Below are 16,783 nucleotides of genomic sequence, written 5' to 3' on the forward strand. Positions count from 1 at the left end.
TTCGCTCACCCCAAGGCCGAATACACGACTGCAACCGATTCATTCACCCCGCATCGACTGCTGCAGCACTCCGGGCTAGTTGCATGAGGAGTCCATACATGGTCGTGTTAGCCTTTCCGGACCCCGGCGATCACCCATGATCGCGTGGACCAACGGACGGCCATCAGGGCCGCGCTCTTCCAATTTCAACCGGGCAGGACCATGACGCAGGAACGCCGCACGCTGTATCCCGAGATCGAGCCGTACGACCGCGGCATGCTCGAGGTCTCGGAGCTGCACACGCTGTACTACGAGCAGAGCGGCAATCCGGACGGCAAGCCGGTGGTGTTCCTGCACGGCGGCCCGGGCGGCGGCACCAACCCGAAGTGCCGGCGCTTCTTCGACCCGGCGGCGTACCGCATCGTGCTGTTTGACCAGCGCGGTTGCGGCCAGTCCACGCCGCACGCGGAACTGCGCGGGAACACCACCTGGGACCTGGTGGCCGACATCGAGCGCGTGCGCGAGCATCTCGGCATCGCCCGCTGGCAGGTGTTCGGCGGCTCGTGGGGTTCCACGCTGGCGCTGGCCTATGCCCAGACGCATCCGGACAAGGTCACCGAGCTGGTGCTGCGCGGCATCTTCATGCTGCGCCGCTGGGAGCTGGAATGGTTCTACCAGAAGGGCTGCGACGCGCTGTATCCGGATGCCTGGGAAACCTACCTCGCCGCCATCCCCGAGGTGGAGCGCGGCGACCTGATGAGCGCCTACCACCGCCGCCTCACCAGCGACGACCCGGCCGTGCGCGTCGCCGCGGCGCGGGCGTGGTCGGTGTGGGAAGGCTCCACCAGCTACCTGCACCAGGACCCGGCCAGCATCGGCTCGCACGACGAGGATGCCTTCGCGCTGGCCTTCGCCCGCATCGAGTGCCACTACTTCGTCAACGGTGGCTTCTTCGAGCACGACGACCAGCTGCTGCGCAACGTGGACCGCATCCGCCGCATCCCCGCCGTGATCGTGCAGGGCCGCTACGACGTGGTGTGCCCGATCCGCAGCGCGTGGGACCTGCACCGCGCCTGGCCGGAGGCGGACCTGCGCATCGTGCAGGACGCCGGCCATTCGGCCTTCGAGCCGGGCAACATCCACGAGCTGGTCGAGGCGACCGACCGCTTCCGCGGCTGAGCGCCGGCCGATCGCGCGGTCCCCTCCAGGGACGCGGCGGCTTCAAGGGCCGGTGCTCCCTCTCCCCTTTTGGGAGAGGGAGCTCGTACGAGGTCTCAATGCCGCGCGGACGGCAGCCGCGGATCGAACAGGTCCACCACGAAGCCGTCGTGGTCGGAGACGCCGATGGCGCGGGTCCAGTCGTTGGCGCTGGCGGCGTCGTCCTCGGCCTGCACCGGCGCGTCGAGGTCGGCGCGGCCGTATTGCATGCGCAGGAAGCGCATGCGGGCCGGGACGTTCAGCAGCGCGTGGTCGAGTACCTGGAAGGTCGGCACGGTGCGGCCGGGGTTGCCGCTGCCGGCCCGGGTGTAGCCCTGGATCTCGCCGAAGTTCTCGGTGTAGAGGAAGGAATAGCGGTCGTTCGGCGGCACCGACTCCACCGCGTCCCACAGCGCGGGCCTGACGATGTTGCCGCCGAGCTTGAGCAGGTTCTGGTCGTCGTCGTAGCGGCCGGCGACCAGGTTCACCACGTCGGCCCAGCCATCGCTGAACGGGTAGGCGTTGAAGTCGCCCACCACCAGCAGCGGCGTCTTCGGGGCGGCCTTCTGCAGCGCCTGCACCTGGGTGGCCAGCGACTTCGCCTGCAGGAAGCGCTTCTCGCGGTCGCGCACGGCGTCGGCGGTGTCGTCGTCGACGTTCTGGCGCGCCTTCATGTGCACGGAGACGACCTCGAAGGGCATGTCGCCGGCCCGTCCGGTGAGCAGCAGCGGCGGGTGGTCGTGGATGTAGGCGGTGTGGCCGTCGTCGTCCCAGGTCTCGTCGGCGGCGAGCTGGCTCACCGAGAGCACCTGCACGTGGTCGCGGCGGACCAGGAAGCCCACGTTGATGCCGCTGGGGTCGTGGCCGGGCAGCAGGTAGGCGTCATAGGCCACCTGGTAGTCGGCCTCGATCTGCCGGGCCAGGCCCTGCAACAGCGGCAGCGTCTCCACTTCTTCCACCGACAGCACGTCGGGCAGGCGCAGCACGCCGCCGATGTAGCTGGACAGGCGCCGGATCTTCAGCGCCACCTGGTCGGGCGTGGGTTCCTTGCCGCCGCCGCTGCAGGTGTAGGTGGTGTCGAAGACGCTGTCGCAGAAGCGCTCCACGTTGAACGCGCCGACGCGCAGCGCCAGCGGCGGCTCCGGCGCGACCGGGCGCGGGATCGTCGCGGCCTGCTTCACCTTGAACGCGGTGGGGATGAAGGTGTAGGCGCCGAAGTCGTAGGAGATCACGCCCTCCGCGCTGAAGGTGGTGCCGGCGTTGAACGGCGTGTTGGCCGGCACCGCGCCGAAGTCGGCGGTGTTCATCTTGAACACTTCCGGATTGCCGCTCCAGTTCGGCAGCTGCACGCCCGCGGGAACCGGTACGCCGAATTCCACGCCGGGCAGGCGCAGCGAGCGGCGGCCGTTGGCGGTGATGCTCACCTCGGCGTAGGGCTCGTTGCTGAAGCGCTTGTTGCCCGTGTTGATCATGCCGTGCTCGATCTTCACCCGCATGCTCATGAAGCACTGGAAGTTGGTCGCGCCGCAGGACAGGTGGTCCGGGTTGGGCGAGGGCGTGTGCTGGCCGAACACGACGGCGCGCGGCAGGCGCACGCGGCGGTCGACTACGGTGATCGCCGGGTTCTTCAACTCGGTGAGGCCGTAGTAGTCGTCCACCACCGCGGTGACGTCCACCGCGTCGCCCACGCGCACCGCCGGCGTGTCGCCGGCGAACACGTACACGCCGTTGGAGGTGAGCGGGTTGCGGTCGTCGCGCGCGTCGGGCGTCTGCATGGTGAAGCCCTGCGGGCCCACCGCGGTGACCACGTTGTCGTGGGTGATCACCGGCTTGCCGAGCAGCGGCGAGCTTTGCCCGGTGCCGTTGATCTGCCAGATCTCGGCGGCGACCGGGATGTCGTAGAGGATGGCGCCCACCGCGCTGGCGTCGCCCAGCGCCACGCCGCCGGTGGGGTCGCTCAGCGTGACGCCGAAGGCCTTGTCGTCGCTGGGCGTGGTGCGGCCGTACACGGTCACGTCGAACGTGGCCTGGGTCTCGCCCGCGGCAATGGCGAGGGTGGTGTCGACGGCCTCGTAGTCGATGCCGGCCCTGGCGGTGCCGTCCGCGGTGGCCACGTGCACGTCGATGCCGCCGGCGGGAGCGGGCTGGTTCAGCGTGACGGTGAACGGCATCGCCACGTCGCCGGCGCCGCGCACGCTGACGCTGCTGTCGGCGATCGACAGCGACGGCCCCATCGCCACGCAGGGACTGGCGCGGTCGTGGGGTGCGGTGGGAGCCAGCTTGACGAAGTCGGCGCCGTTGTCGTCGCTGTCCTGCGGCAGGCCGGCGCTGTTCTGCCGGCGCCGGTAGCCCTGGTCGGTGTTGCCGCTGCCCAGCGAGGCCAGCGGCGTGCCTTCCTTGTAGGCCGAACCGCTGCTCAGACCCACCTGGTCGACGATGTTGCCGGCGGTGTCGAGCACGGCCAGCCCGCCGGTGTCGGTGATGCCGGTGGCATAGCCGAGGTCGCCCGCCACGCTGCCGGAGTAGCCGCCGCTGGCGCTGTTGGTCAGCAGCAGGTAGCAGCCGGAAGGCAGCGTGGTGCCGGACGGGAAGGTCAGCCGCGTGCCGGTGGTGCCGCTGGCGTTGGAGGCGTCGAGCCTGTAGCCGGAAAGGTCCAGCGTGGCCGGTCCGGCGTTGAACAGCTCGACGAATTCATCGTTGCCGCCGGCCGGCCCGCGCACGCGGAACTGGTCGATGGTGAGGTCCGCGGCCTGCGCCGCGAAGGTCGAGGCGATACCTGCCAGCAGCAGCCACAGGCTGCGCCGCGCGAGCTTTCCGAGCATGGCTTTTCCCCGTCGAGTCCGGACGTCCGGAACAGGGCGAACCTAGCAGGGGGCCGTGAAGGTTCCGAGAAACACGCCAGGCATGGCCGGCCGGACGTGTCGCGTGCCCGCGAAACTGTGACGCCGTTCGGCTTTATGCGTCCGATGACAGCTGCTTGGTGCCGAAGATCTTGTCGCCCGCGTCGCCCAGGCCAGGCAGGATGTAGCCATTCTCGTTGAGCCGCTGGTCGATTGAGGCGGTGTAGATCTCGATGTCCGGATGTGCCGCCTCGATGCGCGTCAGGCCTTCCGGCGCGGCGACCAGGAACAGCCCCTTGATGCGCTTGCAGCCGGCGGCCTTGAGCATGTCCACGGTGGCGACCAGGGTGCCGGCGGTGGCCAGCATCGGATCCACGATCAGCGCGATGCGCTCGTCCATCCGGCCGGTGAGCTTCTCGTAGTAGGCGATCGGCTGCAGCGTGGTTTCGTCGCGCTGCAGGCCCACCACGCCGACCTTGGCCGAGGGGATCAGCTCCAGCACGCCGGGCAGCATGCCGATGCCGGCACGCAGGATCGGCACGATGGTGATCTTCTTGCCCTTGATCCGCTGCACGTCCACCGGGCCGGCCCAGCCCTCGATGCGCTGGTCGGTCAGCTCCAGGTCCTTGGTGGCCTCGTAGGTGAGCAGCGACGCCACCTCCGACGCCAGCTCGCGGAATTCCTTGGTGCTGATGCCGGCGCGGCGCATCAGGCCGAGCTTGTGGCGGATCAGGGGATGACGGACTTCGACGATCTTCATGGCGGACTTCGCGGGCAATGGGCGCCCAGCATAACCGCTGGCCGGGGCAGCGGCCGCGCACGAAAAAGGGCGCCGCCTTGCGGCGGCGCCCCAGGCATGGCGACGGTACTCAGGAGCCCTTGAGGCAGGTGCTCATGAAGCTCTTGCGGTCGGCACCCTTGAGCGCCTTGGTCTTGGCCTCGGCGTTGCAGGTCTTCATCTTCTCGCGCTGGGTCTGCTTGGCGCTGGCCGGCGCGGCAGCGGCGGGAGCGGCGGCCGCCGTGTTGGCGGAAGCGGTGCTCTTGCCCTTCAGGCAGGCGCTCATGAACGCCTTGTGGTCGGCGCCCTTCTTGCCCTTGGACTGGTGGCTGCAATCGGCCATGCGTTGCTGCTGCGGGGTGAGCGTCTTGGTGGCCGCGGCCGGCGCGGCGTAAGCGGAAACGGTGGCGAGGGCCAGCACGGCGCTGGCGGCAAGCAGGCTGAGTCGCATGGTCATGGGTGCTTCCTCCTGAAGATGGACCGGCGGCTGCCGGCCGGCGCAGTCTATGCCTGCGCGACGGGGCAACGGAAGCGGGTGCCGCGCGTCGTGCGGCAAGGATTCAGCGGCATGAACCGCCGCTTGCTGAGACGCGGCCCGCACCGGGCCGCGTCGCAGGAATTTGCGGCGCGCGCGCCGGCCTCAGGCGGCCTTGCTCTCGGCCTTGCGCGGGCCTTCCAGCAGGGCGTGCCGCACGTGGGCCACCACCAGGTCGACCTCGGCGCTGGTGACGTTGAAGTGCGGGGTGAAGCGCAGCGAGTTGGCGCCGCCGTGGATCACGCCGATGCCGCGCTCGCGCAGGTACTCCTCGGTGGAGCCGGCGCCGTAGCACTTGAACTGCGGGGCCAGCTCGCAGGAGAACAGCAGGCCGGTGCCCTGTACCTTGGTGATCAGGCCGCCCAGCTCGTCCTTCAGCGTATTGAGCTTGTCCACGAATTCCTTGCCGCGGGCGCGGATGTTGGCGCGCACGGCGTCGGTCAGTTGGTCGAGCGTGGCCAGCGCCACGTCGAGGGCGCGCGGGTTGGCGGTCATGGTGTTGCCGTAGATGCCCTTGCGGTAGAGCGCGGCGGCGCGCTCGTTCACGGCCAGCACCGACAGCGGGTACTGGCCGGCGTTGAGCGCCTTGGAGAAGGTCTCCATGTCCGGCGCGGGCAGCTTCTCGAAGCCCGGGTAGTCCACGATCGACAGCACGCCGTGCGCGCGCAGGCCGGCCTGGATCGAATCCACCAGCAGCAGCGTGCCGTGCTCCTCGGTGAGCCTGCGCGCGGCCTGGTAGAACGCCGGCGTCACCGCGCGGCCCGGGTCGCCTTCGCCCATCACCGGCTCCAGGAACATCGCCTCGATGAACCAGCCGTGCCGGTCGGCGTCGGCGAACACGGCCTCGAGCTGGGCCAGGTTGTACGGCTCGACCACCAGCAGGGTGTCCTCGTGGCGGTAGCTGGCCAGGTGCTGCTGGTAGGTCTTGCGCGAGGAATCGGAATACAGCGCGGGCTTGTCGGTGCGGCCGTGGAAGGCACCTTTCACCGCCACGCGCTTGATCGTGCGGCCGGCATGGCGGCCGCCGGCGTCGGTCAGCAGCTTGGCGTTGACGTCGGCGATGCGGCAGGCCAGGCCCACCGACTCGGAGCCGGAGTTCAGGCACAGGTGGCGCGCGTACGGGTTGCCGCCGCGGGTGCGGCCGAGCTCCGCGTTCAGCGCCCGGGTGAAGCGCAGCTGCGACACGCTGGGCGTCATCACGTTGGCCATCACCTGCGGGCGCGCCAGTGCGGCGTCGATGGCCGGGTTGTTGTGGCCGAAGCCGAGCATGCCGTAGCCGCCGTTGTCGTGCAGCACCGCGCCCTTCAGCGTGACGATCCACGGTCCGCGCGCGGCGGCCGGCAGGTAGGGGTTCACCGCGTCGTCGGGATAGAAGTTGACGTAGCCGGCCTGCGCCTGCGCCATCTGCTCGGCTTCGTCCAGCTTCAGGAAGTCGGCCAGGTCGGCGCGCAGTCCGCGGTGGTGCGCCACGGCGGCGGCCACGGCCTCGCCCAGCATCGGGTCCGCCGCCGCCATCCGCTCGACGGCGGCGTCGTCCAGGCCGGTGGTGCGCGGCTTGCCGCCGAATTCGCGCAGTTCGCGCAGCTGTTCGATCAAACCCATGGTTTTCTCCTCGAGTCCGGCGGCGCCTCGCAACCGGCGCGAAGCAGGCCGACGTGTGTCTGGGTGAGTGGCGGGAACCGGGGGTTCCCGGCGCTTTTCGCCGGCGTGACGCGGCGTTGCGCGCTCATGATGTCCGAGCATAACGCGCCGGACCGGGTCGCCGGTACCCCCTGGATGACGGCTGTCATGCAGGGCGACTGACGTCCGCGACTGGGGGCCGCGCGCCAGCCTGCCTACGCTGCAGCGCAAGGAGGAGACCTCATGACCGAAGCCCATGCACCTGTCGCGCGCCTTGCCGGCGCCGTGAAACGCTACGACAAGCGTATCGCCCTCGATGACGTCGATCTCGTGCTGCGCCGCGGCGAATTGCTGGCGCTGCTCGGTCCCAACGGGGCCGGCAAGAGCACCAGCATCGGCCTGCTGCTGGGCCTGGTCCGTCCCGACGCCGGGCGCGCCGAACTGTTCGGGCTGGACCCGCAGCGGATCGAGGCGCGCCGCCGCATCGGCGTGATGCTGCAGTCCGCCATGCTGCCGCCGACCCTGCGTGTGGGCGAACTGCTGCGCCTCACCGCCAGCTACTACCCGGATCCGCGCCCGCTGGCCGAGAGCGCCGCGCTGGCCGGCATCGCCGACCTGCTGAAGCGTCCCTACGGCAAGCTTTCCGGCGGCCAGCAACGGCGCGTGCAGTTCGCGCTGGCGCTGTGCGGCCGGCCCGAGCTGCTGTTCCTGGACGAGCCCACCGTGGGCATGGACATCGACGCGCGCCGGAAGCTGTGGACGGCGATGCGCGCGCTGGTCGCCGAAGGTTGCTCGGTGGTGCTCACCACGCATTACCTGGAGGAAGCCGAAGCGCTGGCGCAGCGCGTGGTGGTGCTCGACAGGGGCCGCGTGCTCAGCGAGGGCAGCGTGGACGAGCTGCGCGCGAAGGTGGCGCTGTCGCGCATCCGCTGCGTCAGCGATCTCGATGCGGAAGCGGTGGGGCGCTGGCCGCAGGTGGCCTCGGCGGCGTCCGTCGGCGGCCGGCTGCAGATCGCCACCGCCCAGGCGGAACACGTGGTACGCCGCCTGCTCGACGCCGACCCCGCCCTGCGCGAACTGGAAGTGCAGCGCGCCGGCCTGGCCGAGGCCTTCACCGAACTCACCCGCGACAGCGACCTGCAGGAGGCTGCCTGATGAACGCAACGACCGCTCCCGCCGCCATGCCCCCACGCCGGGTGCTCGGCGCCTACCTTGCCGAGGCGCGCAGCGAATGCCTGCGCTACCTGCGCGCGCCGTCGTTCATACTGCCGATGACGCTGTTCTCCACCGTGTTCTACCTGATGTTCGGCGTGCTGCTGAACCATCCCGGCAGCGATGCCTCGCGTTACCTGCTGGCCAGCTATACCGCGTTCGGCGTGATGGGGCCGGGCCTGTTCGGCTTCGGCGCGTCGCTGGCGATCGAGCGCGATGGCGGCCTGCTCACCCTGAAGCGCGCCCTGCCGATGCCGCCGGGCGCCTACCTGCTCGGCAAGATGATGATGGCGATGGTCGCTGCCAGTCTCGTGGTGGTCCTGCTGCTGGCGCTGGGCCTGACCGTCGGCGGCGTGTCGCTGGGTCCGGCGCGCGTGCTGGCGATGCTGGCGGTCGGTGCGTTCGGCGTGCTGCCGTTCTGCGCGCTGGGCATGTTCGTCGGCACGCTGATCAAGGGACAGGGCGCGCCCGGCCTGCTCAACCTGGTCTATCTGCCGATGGCCTTCCTGTCCGGCCTGTGGCTGCCGATCTCGATGCTGCCCGGTGCGCTGCAGACGCTGGCGCCGGTGTGGCCGAGCTATCACCTGAACCAGCTCACCCTGTCGGCGGTGGGCCTGCGCGCCGGGTCGCTGTTGCCCCACGTGCTGGCGCTGCTTGCCTTCGCCGCGGCGTTCCTGCTGCTGGCGGCGCGGCGGCTGCGCCGGTACGGCTGAACTGGCGCTAGCATGCAGGCATGAGCGACATGGCGCAGCGTCCCGGCAACATGCGATGGCCCGTCTGGCTGCGGCCGACGGCGGGTTCCACCGCGGCGAACATGCGCGCTGCGGGTCATTCGCCATGGGCGCACGCGTGGAACCTGCTGTGGTCGTTCTGGGTGTTCCTCGGCCCGCTGTTCCAGCCGCTCGGCGCCGGTTTCTGGTGGTCGCTGGCGCTGGGGTACCCGGTCTTCCTGCTGCTCTTCCTGCTCTCGAGCGTGCGGCCGGCGGCCGAGGTGAACGGCTACGTCGGCGCGCTGGTGGTGCTGACGGCGCTGTCGATACCGTGGAATCCCGCGGCCTGGACCTACGCCGTGTTCGCCTGCGCGATGGTGCCGTACCAGGGCTCGTGGCTTTCCAGCGCGATCAGGATCGCGATCATCCAGGCGCTGCTGGTGCTCGAGGGCATCTTCATGCACTGGCCCTGGTATGCCTACCTGATCCTGGTCGGCGTGTGCACCAGCACGGGCACCGGCGCGCTGGTGGGCCGCATCACCTGGGACAAGAACACCAGGCTGCGGATGTCGCACGAGCAGATCCGCCAGCTCGCCGCCACCGCCGAGCGCGAGCGCATCGGCCGCGACCTGCACGACCTGCTCGGCCACACGCTGTCGCTGATCACGATGAAGCTGGAGCTGTCGCGCCGGCTGCTCGACGCCGACCCGGACACGGCGCGCCGCGAGCTGGCCGAGGCCGAGGGCGTGGCGCGCCATGCATTGGCCGAGGTGCGCGCGGCGGTCACCGGCATCCGCGCCGCGGGTTTTGCCGCCGAGCTGGCCTCGGCCAACCTGCTGCTGCGCACGTCCGGCGTGCAGCTCGACCCGCACCTGCAGGCCTCGAACCTGCCCGAGCCGGTGGAGTGCATGCTGGCCCTGGTGCTGCGCGAGGCCGCGACGAACATCGCGCGGCACGCGCACGCGACGCTGGCGCGCGTGTCGCTGACCCGCGTCGGCGACGACGTGCGCCTGTGCATCGAGGACAACGGCCGCGGCGGCATCCGCGCGGCCGGCAACGGCCTGCACGGCATGCAGGAACGCGTGCAGGCGCTGGGCGGCAGCCTGCGGCTGGATTCGCCGCCGGACGGCGGCACGCGGCTGGACGTCGAAGTGCCGCTGGCCGCGAAGGCCGTCGCGCACGACCCGGACCTGCTGCGGGCCGGCGCGCTGGCGCCCGTCCGGGTGCGGCACGCCACATGAGGCCCGCCTTCCTCGCCCGCTGGTTCACCCCCGCCCCGGATTCCGGGGTGGCCGACGACATCCGCCGCGGCAAGTCGCCCTGGGCCGACAGCGTCCACCTGTTGTGGTCGGTGTGGATCTTCGTGACGCCCCTGTTCGATCATGGAATCCAGGGCTATACATGGACCTGGATACTGTTCACGCTGGTGTCCTATCCGCTGTTCCTGCTGCTCTTCGCCAAGATCCAGCTGGCGTCGCAGCGCACGGCGTATCTCTATGCCTGGGCCATGGCGGTGCTGTGCTTCGCCTTGCTGCGCTGGTATCCGAGCGGCCTCAGCTACTTCGTTTACGCCTGCGTGATGTTGAATCATTGCCGCATGCGTTTGCGAGCCCAGTTGGTCCAACTGGTGCTGCTCAACGTGACGCTGGTGGGACTGGCATGGTGGATCGGTTATCCAGCCAGCATCCTGGTGATCATGCCGGCTTCGGTGATCGTGATCAGCGTGATCATGCTGGTCGAGCGCATCAACAAGGAAAAGGATGCCGCGCTGCGCCTGTCGCAGGACGAGGTACGCCGTCTCGCCGTGCTGGCCGAGCGCGAGCGCATCGGCCGCGACCTGCACGACCTGCTCGGCCACACGCTGTCGCTGGTGACGCTGAAGTCCGAGCTGGCGTGCAAGCTGGCGCTGGCCGACCCACCGCGCGCGCAGCGCGAGATGGAAGAGGTGGAGCGCGTCTCGCGCCACGCGCTGGCCGAGGTGCGCGCCGCGGTCACCGGCATGCGCCGCAGCGACCTCGCCGCCGAACTGGTTTCCGCGCGGCTGATGCTGGAGGCCTCGGGCATCGCGTTCGAGGCGGACGCGCCGGCGACGCGCGAACTGTGGCCGGACGCCGAGGCCTCGCTGGCGCTGGTATTGCGCGAGGCCGTCACCAACATCCATCGCCACGCGCGCGCCACGGCGGCGCGGGTGGTTTTCTCCAGCAACGCGGAAAGCTTCCACATGCGCATCGGCGACAACGGACGCGGCGGCCTCGCCGCCCACGGCAACGGCATCAGCGGCATGCGCGAGCGCGTGCGCGCTTTGGGCGGCACGCTCGCGATCGACTCGCCCGCGCGGCGCGGCACCACGCTCGACATCGCGGTGCCGCTGCGCGCGACGCGGAAGCCCCTCGCGGAAGGTGTGCACGGCGCCTCGCCGCTGCTGGCCGGGCAGGAGGGCGCCGCATGATCCGCGTGCTGCTGGCCGAGGACCAGGCGATGGTGCGCGGCGCGCTGTCCGCGCTGCTCAACCTGGAAAGCGACATCGAGGTGCTCGGCTCCGCGCCCGACGGCGAGGCGGCGTGGCGCGAGATCCAGCGCCTCAGGCCCGACGTGCTGGTCACCGACATCGAGATGCCCGGCCTCACCGGGCTGGAGCTGGCGCAGCGCATCCAGCGCCACGACGAACTGCCGGTGAAGGTGATCATCGTCACCACCTTTGCCCGCCCCGGCTTCCTGCGCCGTGCGCTGGACGCCGGCGTGTCCGGCTACCTGCTCAAGGACGCGCCGGCGGAGAACCTCGCCGAGGCGCTGCGCACCGTGCACCGCGGCGGCCGCGCCATCGACCCGCAGCTGGCGCTGGAGGCCTGGTCGGAAGCCGACCCGCTGAACGACCGCGAACGCCAGGTGCTGCGCCTGGCCGGCGAGGGACAGTCCGCCGGCGACATCGCCACGCGGCTGAACCTGTCGCACGGCACGGTGCGCAACTACCTGTCCGAGGCGATCGGCAAGCTCGGCGCCGCCAACCGCATCGAGGCCTACCGGCTGGCGCGGCAGAAAGGCTGGCTGTAGGCGGTGCAGCACCCCGGACCGGTTAGGAGCGATAATCCCGCGTCTCCCATCCCGAATCCGTTGCCTTGAAGAAGTCCGATTTCGATTTCGACCTGCCGCCCGAGCTGATCGCCCAGGCGCCGCTGCCCGAGCGCTCCGCCAGCCGCCTGCTGGTGCTCGACGTGGCGGCGCGGTCGCGGCAGGACCGCCTGTTCCGCGAGCTGCCCGGCTTCCTCAGGCCGGGCGACCTGCTCGTGTTCAACGACACGCGGGTGTTGCCGGCGCGGCTGTACGGGCGCAAGGAGACCGGCGGGGCGGTGGAGATCCTGATCGAGCGCGTCACCGGCGCGCACGAGGCGGTGGTGCAGCTCGGCGTCAGCAAGAAGCCGAGGGAGGGCGGGCGGATCGAGCTGGCCGACGGCAGCCACGCCACCGTGCTGGGGCGCGACGAGGGCTTCTTCCGGCTGCACTTCGAGGCGCCCGAGCCGCTGGAGAAGCTGCTGCTGAAGCTGGGCGAGATGCCGCTGCCGCCGTACATCGAGCGCCACGCCGATGTGAGCGACATGGAACGGTACCAGACCGTCTACGCACGCGAGCCCGGCGCGGTGGCCGCGCCCACCGCCGGCCTGCATTTCGACGAGGCGCTGCTGGCCGCGCTGCGCGAGCGCGGGGTGGATTCCGGCTACGTCACCCTGCACGTGGGCGCGGGGACTTTCCAGCCGGTGCGGGTGGACGACATCAGCCAGCACCATATGCACAGCGAATGGCTGAACGTGGGCGCGGGGCTGGTCGAGCAGATCCACCGCACCCGCGCCGCCGGCGGCCGGGTGATCGCGGTGGGCACCACGGTGGTGCGCGCGCTGGAAAGCGCCACGGTGGACGGCGAGCTGCACCCGTTCGCGGGCGAGACGCGCATCTTCATCTTCCCCGGCTACCGCATCACCAGCATCGACGGGCTGGTCACCAACTTCCACCTGCCGCAGTCGACCTTGCTGATGCTGGTGTCGGCGCTGGCCGGGCGGGAGTTCATGCTGGATGCCTACCGGCATGCGGTGGAACAGCGCTACCGGTTCTTCTCCTACGGCGACGCGATGCTGATCCTGCCGCAAGGCGCCTGAGCTTTTCCCTCTCCCCGGAGGGGAGAGGGAGAGAGTGCGATAATGACCGGATGACTTCCCTCAGCTTCGACCTCCTCGCCACCGACGGCGCGGCCCGCCGCGGCCGCCTGCGCTTCCCCCGCGGCACGGTGGAGACGCCGGCGTTCATGCCGGTGGGCACCTACGGCTCGGTGAAGGCGATGACGCCGCGCGACATCACCGACACCGGCGCCGGAATCATCCTCGGCAACACCTTCCACCTGTACCTGCGGCCGGGGCTGGACATCGTCGGCAAGTTCGGCGGGCTGCACCGCTTCATCGGCTGGGACAGGCCGATCCTCACCGACTCGGGCGGCTTCCAGGTGTTCTCGCTGGCGCACAAGCGCAAGCTCACCGAGGAGGGCGTGACCTTCGCCTCGCCGGTGGACGGCTCGAAGGTGTTCCTGTCGCCGGAAGTGTCGATGAAGATCCAGACCGTGCTGGATTCCGACATCGCGATGATCTTCGACGAGTGCACGCCCTACCTGGTCGACGGCGAGCCGGTGTCGCCGAAGCAGGCGGCGGACTCGATGGAGCTGAGCCTGCGCTGGGCCGGGCGTTCGCGTCGCGCCTTCGACGAGCTGGGCAACCCCAACAACCTGTTCGGCATCGTGCAGGGCGGCGTGCACGAGCCGCTGCGCCGGCGCTCGGCCGAGGGCCTGGTCGGCATCGGCTTCGACGGCTACGCGGTGGGCGGCCTGGCGGTGGGCGAGCCGGAGGAGGAGCGCAACCGCACGCTGGACTTCACCGTGCCGATGCTGCCCGCGGACAAGCCGCGCTACCTGATGGGCGTGGGCCGGCCGGAGGACATCGTCGAGGCGGTGCGCCGCGGCATCGACATGTTCGACTGCGTGATGCCCACCCGCAACGCGCGCAACGGCTTCCTGTTCGTGCCGGAGGGCACGTTGCGCATCCGCAACGCGAAGTTCGCCGACGACACCCGGGTGATCGAGGAAAGCTGCGACTGCTACGCCTGCGCCAACGGCTTCAGCCGCGCCTACCTGCGCCACCTCGACCGCTGCAACGAGATCCTGGCCAGCCAGCTCGCCACCATGCACAACCTGCGGCACTACCAGCGGCTGATGGCGGGCTTGCGGGAAGCCATCGCCGCAGGCAGTCTGGACGACTTCGCCGCGGCGTTCCATGCGCGGCGGACGGGGGCGGTGGTCTAGCCGACGGGTCGGGCGTCGACGCGCCAGGCCGGCCGGATGTCGTCCGCAGGGAACCTGCGGGCCCGCCGGCGATCCACTTGTAACGGTCCCCGGCCGCCCCGATACCGGGCGGAAGCGGTCGTGCAGGCGCCTTCCGGCGCCGTGCATGGCCAGGGGAGGGCGTGGCATAATCCACGGTTCTTTATCGGGCGCGCGGCAAAAAACCTGCCGGCGCCACCACTTGCGAGACAAAACGATGAGTTTTCCGATGCCTTTCGTGATCGCCCAGGCCGCCCCCGCGGGTGCCGCCGGCGGCGGCGTGTCCATGCTGATCTTCATGGTGGTGATCTTCGGCGCCATGTATTTCATGATGATCCGCCCGCAGATGAAGCGGCAGAAGGAACACCGCGCGATGGTCTCCGCCCTCGCCAAGGGCGACGAGGTGGTCAGCAACGGCGGCCTGGCCGGTCGCGTCGACGAGGTGGGCGAATCCTTCCTCGTCATCGAGATCGCGCCGAACGTCAGGGTCAAGCTGCAGAAGGGCGCGGTGTCGCAGGTGCTGCCGAAGGGCACGCTGAAGTCGGCCTGACGCGGGGCGCCCAGGGGACCGGGTTTTCATTGAGCAAGCGACCGGACGGCCGCTTTTTGGTTTGCGTGGACACGGACGACCGCAGAAGGACTCCCAAACATGAGTGATTTCCCACGCTGGAAATACGCACTGGTCGCCATCGCGATGGTGTTCGGCATCCTCTACGCGTTGCCCAACGCGTTCGTGCCGATGCCCGCCGTGCAGGTGTCCGCCACGCACAACGCCCTGGTCGACGCGTCGCTGCAGCAGAAGATCGTCGACGCGCTGCAGAAGGCCAAGGTTCCCTACGCGAACATCGGCCTCAAGCACGACAAGGCCAAGGGCGACTACGTGCTGATCGGCTTCGCCAACGGCGACCTGCAGAACACCGCGGCCGACGCGCTGAAGCCGGTGCTGGGCAACGACTACACCGCCGCCTTCAACCTCGAGTCGACCGTGCCGCACTGGCTGCAGGCGATCGGCGCGCGCTCGATGCCGCTGGGCCTGGACCTGCAGGGCGGCGTGCACTTCCTGATGAAGGTCGACCAGGGCGACGTGGTCGACAAGCAGGAGATCCGCTACACCGAGGACATCTCCGCGCTGCTGCGCGAGAAGAAGATCCCGTACACCTCAGTCACCCGCAACAGCGTGCGCGGCAAGGGCGTGGTGGTGCTGCTGCCCTCGGCGGCCGACCGCAGCGCCGCGTCCGACGCCATCGCCACCGAGTTCCCCGACCTCAATGTCGCCGACGGCCCCAGCACCGGCGACCGCTTCGTGCTGAACGCCACGGTGAAGCCGGACAAGCTGCGCGAGCTGGCGCAGAGCACGATCAAGCAGAACCTGGGCACGCTGCGCAACCGCATCAACGCGCTGGGCGTGTCCGAGCCGGTGATCCAGGCGCAGGGCGAGGACCACATCGTGGTCGAACTGGCCGGCGTGCAGGATCCGGCCGAGGCGAAGAAGGTGATCGGCGCCACGGCCACGCTGGAATACGTGGCCGGCCTGGGCGACGCGCGCGACCCGCGCGTGCAGGATGCATTGCGTACCGGCAACGTGCCGCCGGAAGCGCATCTCTATGAAGGCGCCCCGGGCACCCCGTGCCCCTGCCTGGTCAGCAAGAAGATCATCGTCACCGGCGACGAGCTGGTGGACGCCACTTCCGGCAACGATCCGCAGAACGGCTCACCCAGCGTGAACGTGTCGCTGAACTCCGCCGGCGCCCGCAAGATGCTCGACTTCACCCGCGACAACGTGGGCAAGCCGATGGCGGTGGTCTACGTGGAGCGCGTCACCGACACCAAGATGGTGGACGGCAAGGAAGTACGCACGCCGAAGATCACCTACAAGGTGATCAATTACGCCACCATCCAGGGCGTCTTCAGCAACAAGTTCCAGACCAACGGCCTGTCCAGCTCGAAGGAAGCCTCCGAGCTGGCGCTGCTGCTGAAGGGCGGTTCGCTGGCCGCGGCGATGGACATCGTCTCGGAAAACGTGATCGGCCCCAGCATGGGCAAGGAGAACATCAGCAAGGGCCTCGACGCGGTGTTGCTGGGCCTGGGCCTGGTGCTGCTGGCGGCGGCGATCTACTACAAGCTGTTCGGCCTGGTGGCCGACGTGGCGCTGTTCTTCAACCTGGTGATCCTGGTGGCGGTGATGTCGCTGATCGGCGTCACCCTGACCATGCCCGGCATCGCCGGTATCGTGCTGACGCTGGGCATGGCGATCGACGCCAACGTGCTGATCTGCGAGCGCGTGCGCGAGGAACTGCGCAACGGCTCCACGCCGCTGGCCTCGATTCGCGCCGGCTACGAGAAGGCGTGGTCCACCATTCTCGACGCCAACGTCACCCACCTGATCGCGGCGGTAGCGCTGACCACGGTGGGTTCCGGTCCGATCAAGGGCTTCGGCATCACGCTGCTGATCGGCATCCTCACCTCGCTGTTCACCTCGGTGACGGTGACCCATGCGATCACCGCGCTGCTGCACGGCGGTCGTCGCAAGCTGAAGACGCTGTCGGTGTAAGGGGA

The 16,783-nt window shown here is 69.7% G+C and carries 14 protein-coding genes; 10 read left to right on the top strand and 4 right to left on the bottom strand.

Features of this window, described 5'->3' with window-relative positions; all coding sequences use genetic code 11:
* The first annotated feature begins 201 nt into the window (after positions 1–201).
* Positions 202–1,158, top strand: a complete 957-nt coding sequence (gene pip / locus QMK61_RS15015; RefSeq protein WP_302073041.1) for a prolyl aminopeptidase — start codon at positions 202–204, stop codon at positions 1,156–1,158.
* A 95-nt stretch (positions 1,159–1,253) separates the two neighbouring features.
* Here pip and QMK61_RS15020 read toward each other — a convergent pair whose 3' ends face one another.
* The 4 genes from QMK61_RS15020 to QMK61_RS15035 form a co-directional block, all read right to left on the bottom strand.
* Positions 1,254–3,998 (bottom strand): lamin tail domain-containing protein, encoded by a 2,745-nt coding sequence (locus QMK61_RS15020; RefSeq protein WP_302073042.1) that lies wholly within the window; start codon positions 3,996–3,998, stop codon positions 1,254–1,256.
* 133 nt (positions 3,999–4,131) lie between these two features.
* Positions 4,132–4,776, bottom strand: coding sequence for a uracil phosphoribosyltransferase (upp, locus tag QMK61_RS15025; RefSeq protein WP_302073043.1), 645 nt, complete (start codon positions 4,774–4,776; stop codon positions 4,132–4,134).
* Positions 4,777–4,885: 109 nt separating this feature from the next.
* A complete protein-coding gene (locus QMK61_RS15030) occupies positions 4,886–5,251 on the bottom strand; it encodes a PsiF family protein (protein ID WP_302073044.1) in 366 nt (121 codons plus the stop codon).
* Positions 5,252–5,434: 183 nt separating this feature from the next.
* Positions 5,435–6,931, bottom strand: a complete 1,497-nt coding sequence (locus QMK61_RS15035; protein ID WP_302073045.1) for an aminotransferase class III-fold pyridoxal phosphate-dependent enzyme — start codon at positions 6,929–6,931, stop codon at positions 5,435–5,437.
* A 261-nt stretch (positions 6,932–7,192) separates the two neighbouring features.
* Between QMK61_RS15035 and QMK61_RS15040 the strand changes: the two genes are divergently transcribed.
* The 9 genes from QMK61_RS15040 (at position 7,193) to secD (ending at position 16,778) form a co-directional block, all read left to right on the top strand.
* Positions 7,193–8,104, top strand: coding sequence for an ABC transporter ATP-binding protein (locus QMK61_RS15040; RefSeq protein ID WP_302073046.1), 912 nt, complete (start codon positions 7,193–7,195; stop codon positions 8,102–8,104).
* Positions 8,104–8,874, top strand: coding sequence for an ABC transporter permease (locus QMK61_RS15045; RefSeq protein ID WP_302073047.1), 771 nt, complete (start codon positions 8,104–8,106; stop codon positions 8,872–8,874). Before QMK61_RS15040 ends, QMK61_RS15045 begins: the two co-directional genes overlap by 1 nt.
* A 20-nt stretch (positions 8,875–8,894) precedes the next feature.
* Positions 8,895–10,112, top strand: a complete 1,218-nt coding sequence (locus QMK61_RS15050; RefSeq protein ID WP_302073048.1) for a sensor histidine kinase — start codon at positions 8,895–8,897, stop codon at positions 10,110–10,112.
* A complete protein-coding gene (locus QMK61_RS15055; RefSeq protein ID WP_302073049.1) occupies positions 10,109–11,320 on the top strand; it encodes a sensor histidine kinase in 1,212 nt (403 codons plus the stop codon). Before QMK61_RS15050 ends, QMK61_RS15055 begins: the two co-directional genes overlap by 4 nt.
* A complete protein-coding gene (locus QMK61_RS15060) occupies positions 11,317–11,922 on the top strand; it encodes a response regulator transcription factor (protein ID WP_302073050.1) in 606 nt (201 codons plus the stop codon). Before QMK61_RS15055 ends, QMK61_RS15060 begins: the two co-directional genes overlap by 4 nt.
* A gap of 65 nt (positions 11,923–11,987) precedes the next feature.
* Positions 11,988–13,019 carry a tRNA preQ1(34) S-adenosylmethionine ribosyltransferase-isomerase QueA gene (gene queA, locus QMK61_RS15065; RefSeq protein ID WP_302073051.1) on the top strand — a complete coding sequence of 344 codons (1,032 nt, stop codon included), beginning with the start codon at positions 11,988–11,990 and terminating at the stop codon, positions 13,017–13,019.
* A 50-nt stretch (positions 13,020–13,069) separates the two neighbouring features.
* Positions 13,070–14,209 carry a tRNA guanosine(34) transglycosylase Tgt gene (gene tgt / locus QMK61_RS15070; protein ID WP_302073052.1) on the top strand — a complete coding sequence of 380 codons (1,140 nt, stop codon included), beginning with the start codon at positions 13,070–13,072 and terminating at the stop codon, positions 14,207–14,209.
* 235 nt (positions 14,210–14,444) lie between these two features.
* Positions 14,445–14,777: a preprotein translocase subunit YajC gene (yajC, locus tag QMK61_RS15075; protein WP_302073053.1), complete on the top strand. Its 333-nt coding sequence runs from the start codon at positions 14,445–14,447 to the stop codon at positions 14,775–14,777.
* 99 nt (positions 14,778–14,876) lie between these two features.
* On the top strand, positions 14,877–16,778 hold the full coding sequence (secD, locus tag QMK61_RS15080) for a protein translocase subunit SecD (RefSeq protein WP_302073054.1): 1,902 nt from the start codon (positions 14,877–14,879) through the stop codon (positions 16,776–16,778).
* Positions 16,779–16,783 lie beyond the last annotated feature (5 nt).

Source organism: Fulvimonas sp. R45, from assembly GCF_030504985.1.
Classification (GTDB): domain Bacteria; phylum Pseudomonadota; class Gammaproteobacteria; order Xanthomonadales; family Rhodanobacteraceae; genus Rhodanobacter_A.